Consider the following 22,211-nt stretch of genomic DNA (forward strand, 5'->3'; position numbering starts at 1 on the left):
CTGACAGGAGAGACCAACGCACTGCTCGTGAAGGGGAGTTGGCGTACATGGGAGTGACGGAGAAGATACGCACCGTACGGCTGCGACGCGGGGTCGCGCTGTCCGTCGCCGGTCTGGTGGCGGCACCCGCGCTCGTACTGGGCACCGGCACCGCGGCCCAGGCTGCGTCCTGCACGAAGTCCACCGGGCCGTACCAGAAGCAGGTGGAGAAGTTCCTGGAGCGGCCGGTGGACGGCAAACAGTCCTCGGCGGACTGCAAGGCGGTCCAGAAGTTCCAGAAGGCCCACGGGATCACGCCCACGATCGGGTACGCGGGGCCGCTCACCTGGCGCACGATGAACACCATGCTCGCCCAGAAGGCGGCCGGGAAGAACCCGAACAAGGCCAAGAAGTGCCCCACCGACAAGGGCCGCATCGCGTGCGTGGACCTGACCCGGCAGCTGAGCTGGATCCAGGACGGCAAGAAGCTGAAGTTCGGTCCGGTGCCGGTGCGGACGGGACGCGACGGCGCGGAGACGCGCACCGGTGCCAGCAAGGTCTACTGGCGCAACATCAAGCACTGGTCGACGATCTACAAGGTCTGGATGCCGTACTCCCAGTTCTTCGACGGCGGCCAGGCGTTCCACTCCGTCACCAAGTCCATGTACAACCCTCCGGGTTCGGGCGGCTGCGTCAACATGCGGCCCGCGGACGCGAAGGCGTACTGGAAGATGCTGAAGAAGGGCGACGACGTCTTCGTGTACGGACGCAAGCCCGGTACGTGAGGGCTTCGGCCCTTCCCGCCCCCGCTGTCAGTGGCCTGCGGTAGCTTCCGGAGTGCTGAGGACAGGTGTCACAGCGTGAACTGGGGTGGAGCGATGAGCGATCTGACGACGACGGCGGCGGCGAGTGTCGACAGCCGTCTGGAAGGACACCGGGTCGAGCTGACCGGCTACTGCTACCGGATGCTCGGCTCGGCCTTCGAGGCCGAGGACGCGGTCCAGGACACGCTGGTGCGCGCCTGGCGCAACTTCGACAAGTTCGAGGGCCGTTCCTCGCTGCGCTCCTGGCTGTACCGGATCGCGACGAACGTCTGTCTGGACATGCTGAACGCGGGCAACAAGCGGGCCAGGCCGGTGGATCTGACCGGCCCGACCCCGCTGGCACAGGCAGCGCTCAACCCGCTGCCGGAGAACACCTGGCTGGAGCCGATGCCCGACGGCCGGATCCTGCCCTCGGTGGCCGACCCGGCGGAGGCCGCCGTGGCCAAGGAGTCGGTGCGTCTGGCGTTCGTCGCCGCGCTCCAGCACCTGCCGCCCAAGCAGCGGGCCGTGCTGATCCTGCGCGAGGTCCTCGCCTGGAGGGCGAGCGAGGTCGCCGAGCTGCTCGACACCTCCGTCGCCTCGGTCAACAGCGCCCTCCAGCGGGCGCGGGCCACGCTCACGGACACGGACCACCGCGCCCCGGACACCGCGAATCCGCTCGACGCGGAACAGCAGAAGCTCCTTGAGCGGTACGTATCGGCCTTCGAGGGCTACGACATGACGGCGCTGACCGCCCTGCTCCACGAGGACGCGGTGATGACGATGCCGCCGTTCGACCTGTGGCTGAAGGGGCACGACGACATCACGGGCTTCATGCTCTCCTACGGCGCGAGCTGCGCGGGCTCCCGTCTGGTGGCGACCGAGGCCAACGGAACACCGGCGTTCGCTCACTACAAGCCGAATCCCGAGGGATCCGGCTTCGTGCCGTGGGCGTTGCAGATCATCGACATCACGGACGGGTCGATCTCCGGGATGCACTGCTTCCTGGACACGCCGCGCTGGTTCCCGCTGTTCGGGCTGCCCGACCACCTCGCGGCCGACGCCGCGTGAGCGGACGCCCCGGCCTCGGCCGGGGCGCCGTTCCCCCGGCCGGTGCCGCCCCGCTCACGGGACCCGTTCCCCGGGGTTCTCCGGGGGTACGGGGGCCTCCAGCGCCACCACGTCCGCCAGCCCCACCAGGTCCAGCAGCGATCGGAGTTCGGGCGGCACCCGGCAGAGGCGCAGTCGTCTGCCGCCCTCCCGCCGCGCGACCAGCGCCAGCCGGGCCACCGCCTCGACCAGGGCCAGGTCCGGTCCGACGACATCGCCCACGTCGCAGTCCACCACCCCGCCCGGTTGGAGGGCGGCGGCCCCTGGGCTCCGTAGCAGCGCCTCCAGCTCCGCACAGAGCCCCGGAACGGCGGACCGGGTGACGCGGCCCGCGACGACGAGAACGTTCGGGTTCATGGCATCCACACCAGGCAGACCCCGCAGGCCGCCGAAACTCATCTGCACCCGGTGAAAGTCCCGCCCGGCCCACCGGCCCGCGACCGCCCGTGCCCGTGAGCGTCCCGACCCGCGCGCTCTCCACGAGCGCCCACTGCCCCGCGCCCTTTCCCCCGCGCGCACTCCCCCGCACCTTTCCCTCAGCCGCCTTTCCCTCAGCCGCCTTTCCCGCCCCGGCTGTCCGTCCCCGCGCACGCGTCCGGCCATTCACCCGCGTGTTTTTCGTCAACTCCGAACCCAGGCACCGCTTTCGTGAACCTGTTCGTCGCTTTTTCCCTCTTGGTGGGTGAACCAGCGGGTACCGGCAGTTCACCGGCTCCCGCGGACCGACGGTTCCCAGGAACCGCCTCATTCTCCAGGGGGAGAGTTGCGCAGACACGTGAAGAGCGCGTGTGTTTCCACCATCGCCGCGGCGGCAGCCGTGGCACTTGCCGCGGGGATGGCCACCCCCGCGGCGGCCCAGCCGGACCGGGCACGGCAGACCGGCACCGGCACCACGGCCGGGGCGGCGCACCACCTGACCCTCATCACCGGCGACCGGGTGGCGGTCGACGCCAAGGGCCGCATCGTGGGCTTCGAGCCCGCGAAGGGCCGCGCCGGGATACCGGTGCAGAAGCGGATACGCGACGGGCACACGCTCGTCATACCGGCCGACGCCCACCGGCTGATCGCCTCCGGCAAGCTGGACCGGCGGCTCTTCGACATCACGGAGCTGAACCGACCGGAGAACCGCCGCGCCCAGAAGCAGGGCCTGCGGCTGATCGTCGGCTACCGGGGCGCGCAGGCGGCCGCCGCGAAGGCCGGGGTGCGCGACGCCGGTGCCACCCGGGTCGGCCGGAGCCTGAGCTCGCTGAACGCCGAGTCGGTGCTCACACCGAAGCGCGACGCCAAGGACATCTGGCAGGCACTCACCAGCAAGCAGTCCCACAGCCCCCAGCGCACCACGGCGGCGGGCATCGACCGGGTCTGGCTGGACGGGGTGCGCCGGGCGAGCCTGGACAGGAGCGTCGGCCAGATCGGCGCACCGGCCGCCTGGAAGGCCGGCTACACCGGCAAGGGCGTGAAGATCGCGGTCCTGGACACGGGTGTGGACGCCACGCACCCCGACCTCAAGGACCAGATCCTCGCGTCGAAGAACTTCACCGCCTCGCCCGACACCAAGGACCGCGTCGGGCACGGCACGCACGTCTCCTCGATCGCGGCCGGTACGGGCGCCCGGTCGGGCGGCAAGTTCAAGGGCGTCGCCCCGGACGCCAAGCTGCTCGAGGGCAAGGTGCTCGACGACGACGGCTTCGGCGACGACTCCGGCATCCTGGCCGGCATGGAGTGGGCGGTCGCGCAGGGCGCCGACATCGTCAACCTGAGCCTCGGCGGCAGCGACACCCCCGAGATCGACCCGCTCGAAGCGGCGGTCGACAAGCTGTCCGCGGACAAGGGCGTCCTGTTCGCCATCGCGGCGGGCAACGAGGGCGACGGGGCGGGCACCGTGGGTTCGCCGGGCAGCGCGGACGCCGCGCTGACCGTCGGTGCCGTCGACGACAAGGACGTGCTGGCGGACTTCTCCAGCCGCGGTCCGCGCATCGGTGACGGCGCCATCAAGCCCGATGTGACCGCCCCCGGCGTGGACATCACGGCCGCCGCCGCCCCCGGTTCGGCCATCGACCAGGAGGTCGGCCAGAACCCGCCCGGGTACCTGAGCATTTCCGGTACGTCGATGGCGACCCCGCATGTCGCGGGCGCCGCTGCGCTCCTCAAGCAGCAGCACCCCGACTGGAAGTACAGCGAGCTGAAGGGTGCGCTGACGGCCTCCACCAAGCCGGGCGCGTACAACCCGTTCCAGCAGGGTTCGGGGCGGATCGCGGTCGACAGGGCGCTCGGCCAGAGCATCGTGGCCGACCCGGTCTCGGTGAGCTTCGGCGTGCAGCAGTGGCCGCACACCGATGACACCCCGGCCACGAAGAAGGTGACGTACCGCAACCTCGGTACGAGCGATGTCACCCTCGACCTGACGGTGACGGGCACCGGCCCCCAGGGCAAGCCCGCCCCGGCGGGCTTCTTCACCCTCGGCGCCGACAAGGTCACCGTCCCGGCGGGCGGCAGCGCCGATGTGGCGCTGAGCACCGACACCCGGCTCGGCGGCACGGCGGACGGCACGTACTCCGCGTATGTCGTGGGCACCGGCGGCGGGCAGACCGTCCGCACCGCGGCCGCCGTCGAGCGCGAGGCCGAGTCGTACGACGTGACGCTGAAGGCCCTCGGCCGCGACGGCAAGACCCCCGCCTACGCGGAGGCCGGTCTGGACGCGCTCGGCGGCGCGCTGTCGCTCGCACCGGTGATCACCGACGGCACGGTCAAGGTGCGGGTGCCCAAGGGCACCTACACGCTTAACGCCAACATCTACGCGAGCGAGGACCCCGAGGCCGGCGTCGACTGGCTGTCCCAGCCGAAGCTGAACGTCACGGCGGACACCTCGGTGACCCTGGACGCCCGCACGGCGAAGCCGGTCTCCTTCACGCTGCCGGAGAAGGGCACCAAGTCCCGCGGTCTCCTGGCCGAGTACACGATCACCACCAAGAACAGCGAGGCGAGCTACGCCTGGATCCTCGGGGACACGAAGGGCTTCGGCACGGCCCACATCGGCCCGAAGGTCACCGACGGTTCGCTGTCCCAGCACTGGACGGGCAACTGGACCAAGGGTGCGTCGAGCGAGTACAACGTCGCGCTCGGCGGACGGGTGCAGCAGCTCGCGACGGGCTACAGCCGGAAGCTCACGTCCGGTCAGTTCGCCACGCTGAAGGTGTCCATGGGCGTCGGTGCGGTCACCCGCAAGACCGGCCAGATCTACGCCTGGGGCTCGCTGCCCGGCAGTGACCAGTTCTTCGGCACGGCGACCGAGCAGAAGCTGCCCGGCACCCGCACGGTCAAGGTCTCCACTCTCGACAAGGCCCGCTGGAGCTTCGACTTCGCGCAGGCGGGCGGGCACAGCCCGGAGGGCTTCCCGCTGACCGAGGCGTACTACGCGATCGGCGACGAGGCCGCGTACAAGGGCGGCAAGAGCTACGCCAGGACCGTCAACACCGGGGTCTTCGGGCCGCTGGTGTCCAAGGAGTCCGGCATCTTCCGCAGCGGCAACGAAATCACCGCCGCTCTGCCCGTCCTGGCCGACGGCAAGGGCAACTACGGTTCGCCGGACCTCACGTCGGTGAAGACGGTGCTCCACCGCAACGGCAAGAAGATCGCCCAGAACAAGGACCCGCTGACGGGCACCGAGTTCTTCACGGTCCCCTCGGCCGCCGCCGACTACCGGCTCACGACCTCGGTCCGGCACAGCGCGAAGATCGGCGCGCTGTCCACCCGGGTCGACGCGAGCTGGTCGTTCCGCTCCAAGAAGACCGCGGACGCCCAGCTCCCCGCGTCCACGGTCCGCTTCACGCCCGCCCTGGGCACGGACGGCCGGGCGAAGGCGGGCAGGACCGTCCCGGTGCCGGTGAAGGTGCAGGGCGCGGCCGCCGGCAAGAACCTCAAGTCGCTCACGGTGTACGTGAGTTACAACGACGGCAAGACCTGGAAGAAGGTCACCGTCAAGAAGAACAAGATCACCGTGAAGAACCCGGCGAAGGGGAAGGCCATCTCCTTCAAGGCCAACGTCACGGACAAGAAGGGCAACAAGTCGTCGGTGACGATCCACAGCGCGTACCTGGGCAAGTGACCGGGGACGGCGGAATGCCGAGGCCCGGCGAGGGCTGACACTCCGTACGACAGCGGCCCGCCGCACGGATTCCGGGAATCCGTGCGGCGGGCCGCGCGTGTTGCCCCCGGTCCACCGGTCTCCCGGTCTCCCGGTCTCCCGGTCTCCGGGTTTACGCGATGCGCTCGCGCACGACGGGCAGCGGGGCGAAGCCCGTACCGGCCGGGGCGATGTCGTACGCCTCGGGCAGGGCCTTCAGCGCGTAGTCGAACTTCTCCGGGGTGTCCGTGTGCAGGGTCAGCAGCGGCTGCCCCTCGGTGACGGTGTCCCCGGGCCTGGCGTGCAGCTCGACGCCCGCGCCCGCCTGCACCGGGTCCTCCTTGCGGGCGCGGCCCGCGCCCAGGCGCCAGGCGGCGACACCGATGTCGTACGCGTCCAGGCGGGTCAGTACGCCGGTGGCGGGCGCGGTCACCACGTGCTGCTCACGGGCGACGGGGAGCGCGGCGTCCGGGTCACCGCCCTGGGCGGAGATCATGCGGCGCCACACGTCCATCGCGGAGCCGTCGGCCAGGGCCTTCTCCGGGTCGGCGTCCTTGAGCCCGGCCGCGTCCAGCATCTCGCGGGCGAGCGCCAGGGTGAGGTCGACGACGTCCCTGGGGCCGCCGCCGGCCAGCACCTCCACCGACTCCCGTACCTCCAGGGCGTTGCCTGCGGTGAGTCCGAGCGGGGTGGCCATGTCGGTGAGCAGGGCGACCGTCCGTACGCCGCTGTCGGTGCCGAGCGCGACCATGGTGGAGGCCAGTTCGCGGGCGTCCTCGATGGTCTTCATGAAGGCGCCGGAGCCGACCTTGACGTCCAGCACCAGGGCGCCGGTGCCCTCGGCGATCTTCTTGGACATGATCGAGCTGGCGATCAGCGGGATGGCCTCGACGGTGCCGGTGACATCGCGCAGCGCGTACAGCTTCTTGTCGGCGGGGGCGAGCCCGTCACCGGCGGCGCAGATGACCGCGCCGGTGGTGTCCAGGACGTGGCGCATCTCCTCGTTGGAGAGATGGGCGCGCCAGCCGGGGATGGACTCCAGCTTGTCGAGGGTGCCGCCGGTGTGGCCGAGGCCGCGCCCGCTGAGCTGCGGCACGGCGGCGCCGCAGGCGGCGACCAGCGGGGCGAGCGGCAGCGTGATCTTGTCGCCGACGCCGCCGGTGGAGTGCTTGTCGGTGGTGGGCCGGGAGAGTTCGGAGAAGCTCATCCGCTCGCCGGAGGCGATCATCGCGGCGGTCCAGCGGGCGATCTCGGTGCGGTTCATGCCGTTCAGCAGTATCGCCATGGCCAGCGCGGACATCTGCTCGTCGGCGACCTGGCCGCGGGTGTACGCGTCGATGACCCAGTCGATCTGCTCGGGGGTCAGTTCGCCGCGGTCCCGCTTGGTGCGGATGACGGAGATGGCGTCCATGTTCTGGAGTCCTTCCGGCCGTGTCGTTCGTACGTGAGGTCGCGTACGTGAGGGTGTGCGTACGTGAGGGTTTACGTACGGGGTGGTGGCCGGGCACCCGGTGCGCGGGTGCCCGGCGGGGAACGGCCCTTCGGGCCCTCAGCCGAGGTGCTGCGGGCCGAACGCCTGCGGCAGCATCTCGTCCAGCGTACGGAAGCCGTCCGGGGTCTCCAGGACGAGTTCCGGCCCCCCGAACTCGTACAGCAGCTGCCTGCACCTGCCGCACGGCACCAGGATCGCCCCGGTGCCGTCCACGCAGGTGAAGTGGGTCAGCCGGCCGCCGCCGGAGGCGTGCAGCTGGGAGACGAGGCCGCACTCGGCGCACAGCGAGAGGCCGTACGAGGCGTTCTCGACGTTGCAGCCGACGATCATGCGTCCGTCGTCGACCAGGGCCGCGACGCCGACCGGGTAGCCCGAGTAGGGGACGTACGCCCGGGACATCGCGTCCCTGGCGGCGGCCCTCAGCCGGTCCCAGTCGGCCTCCGCCGCGGCCGGAGCCGTCACTTGCCCTGCCCCTTGCGGTAGCGCATCCCGTCCGCCTTCGGCATGCGCAGCCGCTGTGCGGAGAGCGACAGGACGAGCAGCGTGACGATGTACGGGGTGGCGCTGACGAACTCGGTGGGCACCGTGTCCGTGGCGAGGTACCAGACCAGCACGACGGCGGCGACGGCACCGCTGATGACGGCGGGGACGTACGCCTTGCGGTAGAGCTTCCAGGCCGTCAGGACGGCCAGGATGACCACCAGCAGCAGGAGCAGCGCGTGGACGGAGTCGCCGCCGTTGCGCAGCTGGAGCGCGTCGGCGAAGCCGAACAGGCCCGCGCCCATGGCGAGCCCGCCGGGCCGCCAGTTGCCGAAGATCATCGCCGCGAGGCCGATGTATCCGCGGCCGCCGGTCTGGCCCTCGTTGTAGATGTGCGAGGTGACCAGGGAGAGGAAGGCCCCGCCCAGTCCGGCCAGACCGCCGGAGACCATCACGGCGATGTACTTGTAGCGGTAGACGTTCACACCGAGGGATTCGGCGGCCACCGGGTTCTCGCCGGCCGAGCGCAGGCGCAGGCCGAACGCGGTCTTCCACAGGATGAAGAAGGTGGCCACGAACAGCACCACGGCGACCAGCGTCAGCAGGGAGACGTTGGTGACCAGGCCGCCGAGGATGCCGGCCACGTCCGAGACGAAGAACCAGTGGTGCGTCTCCACCGAATGGAGCCAGTCGGAGAGGCCGGGAATCGTCACGCTCGTGATGTCGTCGGCCGGTGGCGACTGCTTGGGGCTGCCGCCCTTCGCCGCCGCGTCACCGGTGTTGAACCAGAGCTTGGCGAAGTAGGTGGTGAACCCGAGCGCCAGGATGTTGATGGCGATACCGGAGATGATGTGGTCGACACCGAAGGTGACGGTGGCGAAGGCGTGCAGCAGGCCGCCGAGCATGCCGCCGATGACACCGGCGAGCACACCGAGCCAGGGGTTGGTCTGCCAGCCCGCCCAGGCACCGAAGAAGGTGCCGAGGATCATCATTCCTTCGAGACCGATGTTGACCACACCGGCCCGTTCGGACCAGAGACCGCCGAGACCGGCGAGACCGATCGGGACGGCCATGGCGAGCGCGGCGCTGATCTGGCCCGCCGAGGTCACGTCCTGGGCGCCGGTGATGGCACGCACCGCGGACAGCGCGAGCAGGGCGCCCGCGATGATCAGCAGGATGACGGGAAGGGTGAACCGGGTTCGGCCGCCCTTGCCGCCGGAGACCCTGGGGGCCGCGGGCGGCGGGGTGGAAGTCGCCGTGGCGGTCACGCCGACACCTCCTGCTGGTCGGAGTTACGGGCCTGGGCGGCGAGTTCCGCGCCGACCTTGCTCTGCTGACGCTTGAGGCCGTAGCGGCGGACGACTTCGTAGGCGATGACGACGCACAGGACGATGACGCCCTGGATGACGCCGACGATCTCCTTGTCGTACCCCTCGAACTCGAGCTTTCCGGTGCCGCGTTCCAGGAAGCCCCACAGGAGGGCGCCGAGCGCGATGCCGATGGGGTGGTTGCGGCCCAGGAGCGCGATGGCGATGCCGGTGAAGCCGATGCCGACCGGGAAGTCACCGCTGTATTCGTAACTGTCGTTCAGCAGCGTCGGCATGCCGATCAGACCGGCCACCCCGCCGGAGATGAGCATCGAGGTGACGACCATCTTCTTGACGTTGACGCCGCTGGCCTCGGCCGCCGAGCCGGACTGGCCGACCGTACGCAGGTCGAAGCCGAACCGGGTGCGCGAGAGCGCGAACCAGTAGACGACGCCCGCGACGACCGCGATCACGATGAAGCCCCAGATCGGGGTCGGCTGGGTCGGGAAGGTGAAGAAGTGCGAGGACTCCGGGATCGGCGTGGTGGAGACCTTCGTACCGGCCTTGTCGAGGTGACCGAGGCGGCCCTGCTGGAGCAGGTATCCGATGATCGCCGTCGCGATGGCGTTCAGCATGATCGTGGAGACGACCTCGCTGACGCCCCGGGTGACCTTGAGGACACCCGCGATACCGGCCCACATCGCGCCGACGATCATCGCGGTGAGGATGATCAGCGGGATCTGCAGGACGCCCGGCAGGGTCAGCGCTCCGCCGAGGGCGGCGGCGAAGAACGCGGCCAGACGGTACTGGCCGTCGACGCCGATGTTGAAGAGGTTCATACGGAAGCCGACGGCCACCGCGAGACCCGCGAGGTAGTAGGTCGTCGCCTTGTTGAGAATGTAGACCTGGCTGTCCGACTTCAGCCCGTAGTCGAACATGATGCCGAAGGCGCTGAACGGTTCCTTGCCGGTGGCCGCCAGCACGAGGGCGGTCACCAGGAACGCGACCACGATCGCGAGTGCCGGGGCCGCGATGCCCAGGAGCAGCCGCTCCTTGTCGAACTTCTTCATCGGTCCTCTCCCCCGTCCCGGGGGTCGGTGGCGTCGTCGCCGGTGGCGCCGGTGCCGGTGGTGTCGTCGCCGGTGGTGGTGCCCTTGCCGGTGGCGTCGTCGCCGGTGGCCGGTGCTTCGAGGTGGCCGGAGGCCGCGCCCGTCATCGCCGAGCCGAGCTCTTCCGGGGTGACGCTCGCCGGGTCGGCGTCGGCGACCAGCCGGCCGCGGAACATGACACGCAGGGTGTCGGACAGCCCGATCAGCTCGTCGAGGTCGGCGGAGATGAGCAGTACCGCCAGGCCCTCACGGCGCGCCTCGCGGATCTGGTCCCAGATCTGGGCCTGGGCGCCGACGTCCACACCCCGGGTGGGGTGCGCCGCGATCAGCAGCTTGGGGTTGTGGCTCATCTCGCGGCCGACGATCAGCTTCTGCTGGTTGCCGCCGGAGAGCGAGGCCGCGGTCACCTCGATACCGGGGGTACGGACGTCGTACTCGCGCACGATCCGCTCGGTGTCGGCGCGGGCCGCCTTCAGGTCGAGGAAGGCGCCCTTGCTGTTGGGCCGCTCGGTGACATGGCCGAGGATGCGGTTCTCCCAGAGGGGCGCGTCCAGGAGCAGACCGTGCCGGTGGCGGTCCTCGGGGATGACGGCCATGCCGTCCTCGCGCCGCTTGCGGGTGGCGAGGCGCGAGATGTCGGTGCCGTCGAGGGTGAGGACGCCGCTGTCGAGGTGGCGCATGCCCATGATGGCGTCGACCAGCTCGGACTGCCCGTTGCCCTCGACGCCCGCGATGCCGAGCACCTCGCCCTTGCGGATGGTGAAGGCGATCCCGTCGAGCACGGCACGCACCGCGCCGTCCGGGTCGGTGGCGGTCAGCCGCAGGTCCTCGACGGTCAGCATCGGGACATCGGTGACGGTCGACTCACGGGTCTCCGGCGAGGGCAGCTCACTGCCGACCATCAGCTCGGCGAGCTGCTTGGCGGTGGTGCTCGCGGGGTCCGCCGTGCCCACCGTCGTACCGCGCCGGATCACGGTGATCTCGTCGGCGACGGAGAGCACCTCACCCAGCTTGTGCGAGATGAAGATGACGGTGAGGCCCTCGGCCTTGAGCTCACGGAGGTTGTCGAAGAGCGCGTCGACCTCCTGCGGCACGAGGACGGCGGTCGGCTCGTCGAGGATCAGCGTGCGCGCACCGCGGTAGAGGACCTTGAGGATCTCCACACGCTGGCGGTCGGCGACCCCGAGGTCCTCGACCATGGCGTCCGGGCGGACGCCGAGGCCGTACGCGTCGGAGATCTCCTTGATCCTGGCGCGGGCCCGGTCCCCGATGCCGTGCAGCTTCTCGGAGCCGAGGACGACGTTCTCGAGGACGGTGAGGTAGTCGGCGAGCATGAAGTGCTGGTGGACCATGCCGATGCCGCGGTCGATGGCGTCACCGGGGTTGCCGAACGAGACCAGCTCGCCGTCCACCGCGATGGTGCCCTCGTCCGGCTTCTGCATGCCGTAAAGGATCTTCATCAGGGTGGACTTGCCGGCACCGTTCTCGCCGACGAGGGCGTGCACGGTGCCGCGGTTCACGGTGATGTCGATGTCGTGGTTGGCCACGACCCCGGGGAATCGTTTGGTGATGCCGCGGAGCTCTACGGCATGAGGACTGCTGGACGCTTTGATGACGCACTCTCCTTGACAGGAGCGGAGGGCGGGAGGGGCGAGGGTGGCGGACGGGGCGGAGGAAGCGGCGTCGCCATGATCGATGGTGGGCGGGCTTGGCGAAAATACCGTGCCCGCGGAACGCTACGCGCGTAGCGCTACCGATTCGTTGGCCACCCGGTGATCGGGCGGCGGACGCGTACCCGCCCGGCGGAGTACACGTACCCGGCAGGCGGGGTGCGCGCGCCCGGGGGCGGAGCCGCGGATGCCGCCCGGCGGGACACATCTGCCCGGCGGGCGGAACCGCACGTACATGAATCGGGGCCCGGAGCCGCGGCCGAAGCCGCGCTTCCGGACCCCGATGTCGAGCGACCGGTCAGGTCGTGGTCTTGACCTTGATGGTGCCGTCGACGATCTTCTTCTTCGCCTCGTCCAGCTTGCCCTGGATGTCCTTGAGGTGGTCACCCGTGGTGGTCAGGCTGACGCCGTCCTCGGCCAGCGAGTACGTCTGCGTACCGGTCAGCGGCTTGTCGTCCTTGACCGACTTGATCAGGTCGAAGACACCGCTGTCGACGTTCTTCACGACGGAGGTCATGATCGTGTCGGCGTACTTCGACAGGGCCGGGTCCTTGGCCTGGTCGGAGTCGACGCCGATGGACCAGGCGCCCTTCTTGCCGGCCACGGCCTCGATCGAACCGGCACCGGAGCCGCCCGCGGCGGCGAAGATCACGTCGGCGCCCTTGTCGAGCATGCCCTTGGCGGCTTCCTTGCCCTTGTCGGGGCTGCCGAAGCCGGACAGGTCCGAACCGGTGGACAGGTACTGGATCTGAACCTTGGCCTTCGGGTTCGTCTCCAGGACGCCCTGCTGGAAACCAGCGGCGAACTTCTTGATCAGCGGGAGGTCGACGCCGCCGATGAATCCGACCTGGCCGTCCTTGGACTTCAGCGCCGCCGCGACACCGGCGAGGTAGGAACCCTGCTCCTCGGTGAAGACGATGGAGGCCACGTTCTTGACGTCGGAGACCGAGTCGATCAGGCCGAACGTGGTGTCCGGGTGCTCCTTGGCCACCTTGTCGATCGCCGCCTGGTAGGCGAAGCCGACACCGATGACCGGGTTGTAGCCGCCCTCGGCCAGCGAGGAGAGACGCTGCTCACGGTCGGCCGGGGTCTCCCCGGTCTTGGCGGTGAGCTCCTTGGTCTCGGCGCCGAACTCGGCCTTGGCCTTGTCCAGGCCACGAGCCGCGGAGTCATTGAAGGAGTTGTCGCCACGGCCGCCGACGTCATAGGCCATACCGACCTTGAGCTTGCCTCCGGAGTCGGTGGACTCCGTGGACGACTCGCCGCACGCGGTGGCGGTGAGCGCGAGTGCCGCGGCGAGGGCACACGAGGCGGTGATCTTGGATACCCGGCGCACGAGGAGGGTCCCTTCAGACTGGCCGAAAGCGCCTCTTTCGGCGCTGGTTTCGCGGCGATCGTAACGCGCGTAGATATCTGTTAAGCCCCAGTTCACGAGTCGTTACCAGATCGAAGTGCGAGGCCGCTCCCGACGGACGCCTGCTTCGGGGGCACCACAGGAGGACCGCGCCGACCCGCCACCCGCGCAGCCTACTTCGAGCCGCCCCACGAGGGGCACCCCTGGGGTGTGGGGGGCGTGGGGCGTGGGGCCGGGGAGAGGAGCGGGGCCGGGGCGTGGGGGTCGGGATGCCGGTCCGAGGGGTCGGGGCGTGGGGGTCGGGATGCCGGTCCGAGGGGTCGGGCCTGGGGGTCGGGATGCCGGTCCGAGGGGTCGGGCCTGGGGCCGGACCCCTCCAAGGACCGGGCAGGTCCGCACGGGGGGCAGGTCCGCAGGGGGCACGGGGCGGAAGTGGGCACTGGGGCGGGAGTGGGCCGCAGGTCCGAACCGGTCCTGCGGGCACTGGCCCGCAGGTCCGAACCGGTCCGCCCGTGATGCCGCAGGCATCCCCGGATCCAGGGATGCCCCCGCGATGCCCCCTACGTCACGTGTTCAGCAGTGCGGCCGCCGTGAACAGCTCCACGCCCACGGTGATCGCCTCCTCGTCCACGTCGAAGTTCCCCCGGTGCAGGTCGAGCCCCCGGGTGTCCCCGGGGGTACGTACCCCGAGGCGCGCCATCGCGCCCGGAACGTGCTCCAGGTACCAGGAGAAGTCCTCGCCCCCGAGGCTCTGTTCGGTGTCCTCGATCGCATACGAACCGCGCCGCCCGGTCATCGCGGCGTCGAGCAGGGCAACGGTCTCGGCGTCGTTCACCACGGGCGGCACCCCGCGCACGTAATTGATCACGGTCTTGGCCCGGTGCATGCCCGCCACCTCGTCGATTGCGTTGTGCACGAGATCGGGCGCCTCCCGCCAGGCGTCCAGATCCAGGCAGCGAACGGTTCCGGACAGTTCGGCGTGCTGCGGGATGACGTTGCACGCGTGCCCGGTCTCCAGCCGCCCCCAGGTGACGGCGAGCCCCGAGCGGGCGTCGGTCCTGCGGGCGAGCAGCGCGGGTACGTCGGTGGCCACCCGGGCGGCGGCGGTGACCAGGTCGGTGGTCAGGTACGGCCGGGCGGTGTGCCCGCCGGGGCCGTCCATGGACACCTCCAGCCGGTCGCAGGCGGAGGTGATGGCCCCGGCCCGCAGCCCGATGCGTCCGACGTCCACCTTCGGGTCGCAGTGCACGCCGATGATCCGCCCGACACCTTCCAGCACCCCGGCCTCGATCGCGTCGGTGGCGCCGCCGGGCAGCACCTCCTCGGCGGGCTGGAAGATCAGCCGCACCGCCCTGGGCAGCAGCCCCTGCCGCGCCAGCCCGGCCAGCACGAGCCCGGCGCCCAGCACGGTGGTGGTGTGCACGTCGTGCCCGCAGGCGTGCGCCCGTTCGGGCACGGTGGACCGGTAGGAGACCCCCGCCTTGGTGTCCGGGATCGGCAGCGCGTCGATGTCGGCCCGCAACGCCAGCATGGGCGTCACCCCGTCCCACTCCCCCACGTCACACATCAGCCCGGTCCCGATGGAGAGCACCCGCGGCTTCAGCCCGGCCTTCTCCAGCCGGTCCTTGATGGCCGCGGTGGTACGGAACTCCTGGTTGCCGAGCTCGGGGTGCATGTGCAGATCACGGCGGAAGGCGATCAGCTCGGCGCGGAGCTCCTCGGACAGCGTGCCGGGCAGAGCGGCTTCCCCGGGCAGCTCGGCAAGGGCATCAGTGCGGGACTTCAACTGGTTCACCTGTTGAAGAGTAGGCCCCTCACACCCTCAACTGGCCACATATCAACAAAACTTCAGCCGCTCAGGCGAACATTTTTGGGAGCGGGGGCGTGTGAGGGGAGTGCGCGGTGGGTACACTCCGCCGCTTCTTCGGCAAGTCGGGCACGGGACGGGGGCATGGCGCGGGGCGTGCGACGGGGGCGCGGACGCCCACACGGGCGCCGCGTGCGGCGTGGTTCCCCGCCCCGGGGGCGGGGCGACAAGCCGACGGCTCGGCGCGCTGTACAAGTACGTCGGCGGGAGCATCAAGGCGTGGACCCGGCCCGCGCAGGCGAACCGAACGTTCGCCACGTCCATGAGCAGTTGGGGTGCCGACCGGCTACGGCTGCGCCTGCTTCTGGGCCGTGAGCGTGACGTCAGCTGAGGTGAGAGCAGGGGATGCATGTGACGGCCCGTTCACAAGTTCGACCACAGCCCCAGTCATGAACCCGAGGTGTGTGCGAATACACATCATCCATCTCTGCGTTTCCGGTCCTTCACATCCATACAATCAGCGATTGCTGACAGGCGTCGCACAGGAAGCAGGTGCTCTCCGGTCACGCAGATGACGACGCGTGAGGCGAGAGGCCTGGCGTCCGGGCCTCGGAGTGTGCGCTGTGTCGAAAGTGTCCCGTCGTGCTGCCCTCGGAGCCCTCGGAGTCGGGGCAGTGGCCGTGGCCGGGTATCAGCTGCGGGGCGAGGCCGAGTCCCTGCCGCAGCGGCCCAGGGCGAGCACGGGGAACAACCCCGTGGTGAGCGAGAACCGCGCGACCGGCTCGGACGAGTGGGCGGTCGGGCACGGGGGTACCCGGGGCGCCGACGACAAGGCCATCCAGATACAGGGCTACGCGTCGAAGACCTCGGTGAGCCGTGGTGAATCGATCGGCTTCCATATCTCGTCCCACCGTGCCCAGGAGTGCACGGTTGCGGTCTACCGCGTCGGACACTACGACGGTTCAGGTGCCCGGCATCTGGTGACCAGCGAGCCGGTCCGTGCGGAGCCCCGGAAGAGACCGGAGCCGGATGCCGGGACCGGGATGATCGCCTGCGACTGGCCGGTGACCTGGACCCTGGAGATACCCGAGGACTGGCTGTCGGGGATATTCATGGCGGTCTTCACCTCGGAAGACGGATTCCGCAGCTTCACGCCGTTCGTCGTCCGGGACACCGACCGCCGGTCCGACCTCCTGATGGTCCTCCCCTTCACCACGTACCAGGCGTACAACCTCTGGCCGTTCGACGGCCGCACCGGGAAGAACCTGTACAAGGGCTACACCGCCGAGGGAAAGATCGGCGGGAACGAGGAGCGTGCCGTCCGGGTCTCCTTCGACCGGCCCTATGTCGAGACCGGCGCACCCCGGTGGTTCACCATGGACACCAGTGCCGCGCGCTGGGCGGAGGCGGCCGGGTACGACATCACTTACGCCAGCAGCGTCGATCTGCACGAGGGACGCATCGATCCGGCGAAGTACACCGCGGTCGTCTTCTCGGGCCACGACGAGTACTGGTCCAAGGAGATGCGCGACTGCGCCGAGGACGCGGTCGACGCCGGAACCCATCTCGCGTTCCTCGCCTCGAACAACATCTACTTCCACATCCGGCTCGAACCCGCGGCCGACGGCCGGGACGGCCGGGTGGTGACCTGCTACAAGGAAGCCCCCGACCCCGAGCCCGGCACCGCCGGGCCCACCGTGCGCTGGCGCAAGCTCGGCAAGAAGCACCGGAAGGCCGAACAGGGTCTGCTGGGCGTGCAGTACAACGGCATCCTCAAGGAACCCGCACCCCTCGTGGTGCGCGAGAGCGGCCACTGGTTCTGGTCGGGCACCGGACTGCGGGACGGCGACAAGATCCCGGACCTCATCGGTGTCGAGGCGGACGGCTTCGACCCGTCGATGCCCCGGCCCGCGGACAGCGAGCAGACTCTGCTCGCCGCGTCCCCCTACGTGGACAGCTGGGGGCGCGGGCGCAGCATGCAGAACACCAGCCTGTGCGAGAACAAGCAGGGCACGTTCGTCTTCGTCGCCGGTACCTTCCACTGGCCGCTCGCCCTGCAGGACCCCGCCTACGTCAACCCCCAGGTCCAGCGGGCCACCCGTAATCTGCTGACCCGGATGCTGGAGCCCCGCCGCGAGAAGTGACGCGACGCGCCGCTCGACGTCCCGCCCTCACCCCTCCGCCGTCACCGCCGTGACCCGCCACGGGGCGAGGCGCTGTACGTCGCGGGCCGTTTCCGTGACGCCGCTCAGGAAGCCCTGGGCGCGCGGGGAGGCCGTGTCGCGGAGCCATTCCGGGGCGATGTCGCAGACCGCGACCTTGACGCCCGTGCCGGCCAGGGCCAGGGGGAGGGTGTGGACGACGGTGGAGGGGAAGCTCAGGACCGTGCGGCCGATGGGGCCCCGGCGGGCGATGAGTTCCAGGGGGAGGTCCGGGCGGACGATCTCCAGGCCGGTGGCGGCTTCCAGGGCGTGGAGCTTCTCGGCGGACTCGCGGCGGTGCGCGAAGTAGCGGGTCGCGCCGTGGGTGCGGGCCAGTGCGGCGACGGCTTCCTGGTACGGGACCGGGTCGACGACGCCCGTTTCCACCAGGGAGGTGCCGACCAGGTCCGCGCCCTTGCTGATGCGGGGCGGGCCGAAGCGGGTGCGGGTCCAGGAGAAGTCGTTGGCGGTGACCGTGATGCCGGGCGGGGCCTGGACCGGCATGGCAGTGAAGACCTCGACCGTGCGGTTCGCCGTCGGGGTGAAGCGGCGGCGGGCGGTCGCGGTGACCGGGGCCAGGACCAGTTCGCGCGGGCCCTTGCGGCCCCTGCGGTGCCAGCGCACCAGGCGCTCGCCCCGGGCCAGCTGGGCGACGAACTCCATGGTGGCCGTGCCGTCGTCGACCACCGTGAGGCGCGGGGCGCGGACCAGGGTGAGCAGGAGTTGTACGTACCGGGAGAACGGGTCACCGATCACGATGTGGTCCGCCCGCCTGACCAGCCCGGTCAGGGCGCGCAGGGCCTTGAGAGGCGCGCCGGACTCGCCGCGCGCCTCCTGCCAGCGGACGGTGATGCCCTCGTCGCGGGCCAGCTCCGCCATCCTGCGCAGCTGGCCGCGCGACATCGGGTCGACCGGGGGGAGGACGACGACCGTGGTGGCGGCCGGGTCCCCTCCCCCCATGGCGTGGGTCCACTCCAGGACGTTCAGGAGCTGGACCGGGCTCTCGACGAAGGCGAGGTTCACCGGTCGGCGCTCAGACCGCGACCGGCTCGGGGGCCGCGTCGCTCTCGGCGACGACGCCCGCGACGCGGCGGAGCTTCTTCATCGGGCCGAGCTCCGACTCGTACACCTTCTTGACGCCGTCGCCGAGGGAGGCCTCGATGGTGCGGATGTCGCGGACCAGGCGGGTCAGGCCCTGCGGCTCGACGGAGGCGGCCTGGTCGGAGCCCCACATGGCGCGGTCCAGGGTGATGTGACGCTCGACGAACGTGGCGCCGAGCGCGACGGCGGCCAGGGTGGTCTGCAGACCGGTCTCGTGGCCGCTGTAGCCGATCGGGACGTTGGGGTACTCCTGCTGGAGGGTGTTGATGACCCGCAGGTTCAGCTCCTCGGCCTTCGCCGGGTACGTCGACGTGGCGTGGCAGAGCAGGATGTTGTCCGAGCCCAGGACCTCCACCGCGTGGCGGATCTGGCGCGTGGTCGACATGCCGGTGGAGAGGATGACGGTGCGGCCGGTGGCGCGCAGCGCGCGCAGCAGCTCGTCGTCGGTGAGGGAGGCCGAGGCCACCTTGTGCGCGGGGACGTCGAACTTCTCCAGGAACGCGACGGCCTCGGTGTCCCACGGGGAGGCGAACCAGTCGATGCCGCGCTTGGCGCAGTGCTCGGCGATGGTGCGGTACTCGTCCTCGCCGAACTCGACGCGGTGGCGGTAGTCGATGTACGTCATCCGGCCCCAGGGGGTGTCGCGCTCGATGTCCCACTGGTCGCGCGGGGTGCAGATCTCCGGGGTGCGCTTCTGGAACTTGACGGCGTCGCAGCCGGCTTCGGCGGCCACGTCGATCAGCGCGAGGGCGTTGTCGAGGTCGCCGTTGTGGTTGATGCCGATCTCGCCGGTGATGTAGACGGGGCGGCCGGGGCCGGCGGTGCGGGTGCCGAAGGTGCGCAGGCGGGAGATGTTCATGGTGGTGCGTTCCTTACTTGGTGGGGACGGTGGGGACAGGGGGAACGGCCGGGGCCGTGGTGGTGAGGGTGGGGCCCAGCAGCCAGGCCGCGATCTCGCGGATGGCGCCGAACCCGCCGGGGGTGGTCGTGACGGCGCGCGCCGCGGCGCGTACCGAGTCATGGGCGTCGGCGACCGCGACGGGCCAGCCCGCGAGGTCGAAGCAGGGCAGGTCGTTGACGTCGTTGCCGACGTAGAGGACGCGCTCGGGTGCGATGGACTGTTCGTCGCACCACTGCTTGAGCGCCTCGTCCTTGCGGTCGATGCCGTGCAGGACGGGAACCTTGAGCTTGCGGGCGCGGGCGGCGACGACCGGGTTCCGCTCCGTGGAGAGGATCAGCAGCGGGAGGCCCGCCCTGCGCATCGCAGCGATGCCCAGGCCGTCGCCCCGGTGTACGGAGACGGTCTCGCGGCCCTCGGAGTCGATCATGACCCGGTCGTCGGTCTGGGTTCCGTCGAAGTCCAGGACGACGGCGTCGATGTCCGCGCGGGCGGGCAGCGGGGCCGGGTCCAGGAGCGGGGCGAGCACGCGGGCGCGGTCGAGGTCGTGCGGGTCGTCGATCTCCAGCACCCGGGCCGGGTCCGTACGGACCAGCGCGGTGTGGCCGAAGAAGCGGTGGCGGTGGGTACGGAAGCCGGCCACGTCCATGGCGTAGGCGGCGCCGGTCTCCAGCAGGTCCTGGGGGCGGGCCTGGCGCATGGGGCGGACGGCCTTGTCGTGGTTGACGCCGTAGCTGCCCTCCTCCACCGCGGCGCCGTCGCGCCACACGAAGCCGTGGAACGGGGCGACGGTGACGGCCGTGTCGGCGCCCCCGTGGGCGACGGCGACGGCGACGCCGTCGATGTCCTCGCGGGTGACGAACGGGCTGGTGCACTGGACCAGCAGCACCACGTCCACGCTCCGGCCGTGCATGGCCTCGTACGCGTCGAGGGCGTGCAGGACGGCCGCCTCGCTGGTGGCGGTGTCCCCGGCGATGGCCGCGGGGCGCTGGACGCAGTGCAGCCGGTGGGCGGCGCCGTACGCCTCGGCCGCCGTCCGGGCCGCCCCGGCGATGGCCGCGTCGTCCGTCGTGACGACGACGTCGGTGACCTCGGGGGCGCCGAGGCAGGCGCGGACCGCGCGGGCGACCAGCGGCACACCGCCGACCTGGGCGAGGTTCTTGGCGGGGACTCCCTTGGATCCGCCGCGGGCGGGGATCACCGCGAGCACGGTGGGCTTCGAGGGGTTCCGGGCCGGTGTCCGCGCGGGGTCCGGCGTCGTCGGGGAGGTCTGCGGCGGCGTCATGGATGCTCCTGAAGTGGTGGTCACAGCTCGCCCATCCGGCGGATCACGGGGGCTACCCGCTGGACGCCCTGGCGGTAGGCGCCGCGTGCCGCGTTGCGTACGGTCTCGCGCACCGCGCCCCGTACCCGGCCGGTCTCCTGGGGGGCCGCCGCGCCGGGCAGCGGATGACCGTCGGGGGCCAGGTGGTGGCGGGCGAGGATGCCGGGCAGATAGCCGGGGGCGGTGGCGGGCGTGTAGTAGGGCGACAGGGCCGGGAGCCGGTCGCCGCGTGCCAGCAGCGCCCCGACCGCGGCACGGGCCCGGTCGTAGGCGCCCTCGTACGTGCCGTCGGCGGCGACCCCCTGGCCGGCCAGCCACTCCTCGTCGGGCCGCGGGCGGAAACCGCCGTCGAGCCGGTCCCAGGAGGTGAGCAGCCCGGAGCCGACGAAGTGGTGGTTGCCGAGGGTCTCGCGGACGCCGAGGTCGGTGAGGACGGCGGTCGGGATGCGCCGGTGCAGGGACTCCAGCGCGGCCGTCGAGGAGACCGTGACCAGCAGGTCGGTGCGGTCCAGGACCTCGCCCATGTGCCCGTACACCAGACGGAAGTTGGGCGGCAGGCCGCCGGGCAGCCTCTCGGCGAGGCGCTGGTAGGGCAACTCCTCGATGTGCGTGGTGTGCTCGCCCGGCTTGGAGCGCAGCTTCAGCAGCACCTCGCGGCGCGGGTGCAGCCGGGCGTGCTCGACGAGCCTGCGCAGCAGGTACGTGCGGTCGGCGCGGGACGCGGGTACGGAGGGCTGGGCGGCGAACACGACGGTGTCGCGGCCCTCCTGGGGCCGGTGCGGCTCGCCGCCGAGGAAGGGCAGCGCCGCCTCCGTGACGGCCGAGGCGTCGGCGCCCACTCCCTCGTACACCGCGCGGAACCGCTCCGCGTCGTGGCGGGAGTTGGCGAGGACGACATCGGCGCCGTGCCGCAGCAGGAGCCCGTCGGCCAGCTTCTCGTAGACGACGCCCACATAGCCGGTGACGATCACGGGTCTGCGGGGCAGCCGCAGGGCGGCGAGGCCGTGCAGCATGGCCTGGACCCCGCCGCCGACGAGGGAGAGCACGACGAGGTCGTACGCCTCCTCGCGCACCGTGTGCAGGAACTCGACTGCGGTCACCTCGCGCACCCGGCCGGCGTCGATGCCGACCTCGCCGACCTCGGCGAGCTGCCGCGGTGTGGGGGTGGCCCGGCCGCGCAGCAGCAGTCCGCTCATCTGTACGGGGCGGGCGGCGGCGCCGGCCTCGGCGGTCAGACGGCGCGCGGTGAGCGCGCCCCATTTCCACCGGGTGTCGGAGTCGGCGAGGACGGCCACCCGCAGCGCCGCGGTGTCCGCGGCGGCGGTTTCGGCCGGATCGGCCGTATTGCTGGTACGTGGGGGCACGTCGTAGAAGTTAGGAAGGCATTCGAATGGGCGGCCCAACGGAGCGGCAACAAATGGTTAACAGCCCGTCGACGCTTGGCGAATCGGCC

The 22,211-nt window shown here is 70.9% G+C and carries 16 protein-coding genes; 4 read left to right on the forward strand and 12 right to left on the reverse strand.

Going from position 1 to position 22,211, the window contains the following annotated elements; all coding sequences use genetic code 11:
* The first annotated feature begins 47 nt into the window (after positions 1–47).
* Both ACIGJO_RS14485 and ACIGJO_RS14490 read left to right on the forward strand, forming a co-directional pair.
* On the forward strand, positions 48–764 hold the full coding sequence (locus tag ACIGJO_RS14485) for a L,D-transpeptidase family protein (protein ID WP_399957274.1): 717 nt from the start codon (positions 48–50) through the stop codon (positions 762–764).
* 93 nt (positions 765–857) lie between these two features.
* Complete coding sequence (locus ACIGJO_RS14490) at positions 858–1,853, forward strand: sigma-70 family RNA polymerase sigma factor (RefSeq protein ID WP_399958125.1); 996 nt, start codon at positions 858–860, stop codon at positions 1,851–1,853.
* Between the two features lie 54 nt (positions 1,854–1,907).
* Here the strand turns inward: ACIGJO_RS14490 and ACIGJO_RS14495 are convergent, their stop codons facing one another.
* Positions 1,908–2,249 (reverse strand): STAS domain-containing protein, encoded by a 342-nt coding sequence (locus ACIGJO_RS14495; protein ID WP_399957277.1) that lies wholly within the window; start codon positions 2,247–2,249, stop codon positions 1,908–1,910.
* Between the two features lie 418 nt (positions 2,250–2,667).
* Here ACIGJO_RS14495 and ACIGJO_RS14500 point away from each other — a divergent pair, with 418 nt between their 5' ends.
* Positions 2,668–5,997, forward strand: coding sequence for a S8 family peptidase (locus tag ACIGJO_RS14500; RefSeq protein WP_399957280.1), 3,330 nt, complete (start codon positions 2,668–2,670; stop codon positions 5,995–5,997).
* Between the two features lie 151 nt (positions 5,998–6,148).
* On the opposite strand, the gene ACIGJO_RS14505 is transcribed toward ACIGJO_RS14500, so the two are convergent.
* The 7 genes from ACIGJO_RS14505 to ACIGJO_RS14535 form a co-directional block, all read right to left on the reverse strand.
* The gene (locus ACIGJO_RS14505) at positions 6,149–7,426 is read right to left on the reverse strand and encodes a thymidine phosphorylase (RefSeq protein ID WP_399957283.1); all 1,278 of its coding nucleotides are present in this window, start codon (positions 7,424–7,426) and stop codon (positions 6,149–6,151) included.
* A 138-nt stretch (positions 7,427–7,564) separates the two neighbouring features.
* Positions 7,565–7,969, reverse strand: a complete 405-nt coding sequence (locus tag ACIGJO_RS14510) for a cytidine deaminase (RefSeq protein WP_399957286.1) — start codon at positions 7,967–7,969, stop codon at positions 7,565–7,567.
* Complete coding sequence (locus tag ACIGJO_RS14515) at positions 7,966–9,255, reverse strand: ABC transporter permease (RefSeq protein WP_399957289.1); 1,290 nt, start codon at positions 9,253–9,255, stop codon at positions 7,966–7,968. The genes ACIGJO_RS14510 and ACIGJO_RS14515 overlap by 4 nt, the downstream gene beginning before the upstream one ends.
* Complete coding sequence (locus tag ACIGJO_RS14520) at positions 9,252–10,364, reverse strand: ABC transporter permease (RefSeq protein WP_399957292.1); 1,113 nt, start codon at positions 10,362–10,364, stop codon at positions 9,252–9,254. Before ACIGJO_RS14520 ends, ACIGJO_RS14515 begins: the two co-directional genes overlap by 4 nt.
* Entirely contained in the window at positions 10,361–12,016 is a 1,656-nt protein-coding gene (locus ACIGJO_RS14525) for an ABC transporter ATP-binding protein (protein WP_399958128.1), read from the reverse strand. The genes ACIGJO_RS14520 and ACIGJO_RS14525 overlap by 4 nt, the downstream gene beginning before the upstream one ends.
* A 355-nt stretch (positions 12,017–12,371) precedes the next feature.
* On the reverse strand, positions 12,372–13,409 hold the full coding sequence (locus tag ACIGJO_RS14530; protein ID WP_399957295.1) for a BMP family protein: 1,038 nt from the start codon (positions 13,407–13,409) through the stop codon (positions 12,372–12,374).
* Between the two features lie 583 nt (positions 13,410–13,992).
* A complete protein-coding gene (locus ACIGJO_RS14535) occupies positions 13,993–15,222 on the reverse strand; it encodes an amidohydrolase (RefSeq protein ID WP_399957298.1) in 1,230 nt (409 codons plus the stop codon).
* Between the two features lie 692 nt (positions 15,223–15,914).
* Between ACIGJO_RS14535 and ACIGJO_RS14540 the strand changes: the two genes are divergently transcribed.
* Positions 15,915–17,378, forward strand: coding sequence for a N,N-dimethylformamidase beta subunit family domain-containing protein (locus ACIGJO_RS14540; RefSeq protein WP_399957301.1), 1,464 nt, complete (start codon positions 15,915–15,917; stop codon positions 17,376–17,378).
* A 27-nt stretch (positions 17,379–17,405) separates the two neighbouring features.
* On the opposite strand, the gene ACIGJO_RS14545 is transcribed toward ACIGJO_RS14540, so the two are convergent.
* The 4 genes from ACIGJO_RS14545 to ACIGJO_RS14560 are packed head-to-tail and all read right to left on the reverse strand — an operon-like array spanning position 17,406 to position 22,122.
* Positions 17,406–18,458: a hypothetical protein gene (locus tag ACIGJO_RS14545; protein WP_399957304.1), complete on the reverse strand. Its 1,053-nt coding sequence runs from the start codon at positions 18,456–18,458 to the stop codon at positions 17,406–17,408.
* Positions 18,459–18,468: 10 nt separating this feature from the next.
* A complete protein-coding gene (locus ACIGJO_RS14550; RefSeq protein WP_399957307.1) occupies positions 18,469–19,395 on the reverse strand; it encodes an N-acetylneuraminate synthase family protein in 927 nt (308 codons plus the stop codon).
* Between the two features lie 13 nt (positions 19,396–19,408).
* Positions 19,409–20,719, reverse strand: coding sequence for a cytidylyltransferase domain-containing protein (locus ACIGJO_RS14555; protein WP_399957310.1), 1,311 nt, complete (start codon positions 20,717–20,719; stop codon positions 19,409–19,411).
* A gap of 20 nt (positions 20,720–20,739) precedes the next feature.
* Positions 20,740–22,122, reverse strand: a complete 1,383-nt coding sequence (locus ACIGJO_RS14560) for a DUF6716 putative glycosyltransferase (protein ID WP_399957313.1) — start codon at positions 22,120–22,122, stop codon at positions 20,740–20,742.
* Positions 22,123–22,211 lie beyond the last annotated feature (89 nt).

This window comes from Streptomyces sp. NPDC079020 (genome assembly GCF_044542225.1).
Lineage (GTDB): Bacteria > Actinomycetota > Actinomycetes > Streptomycetales > Streptomycetaceae > Streptomyces.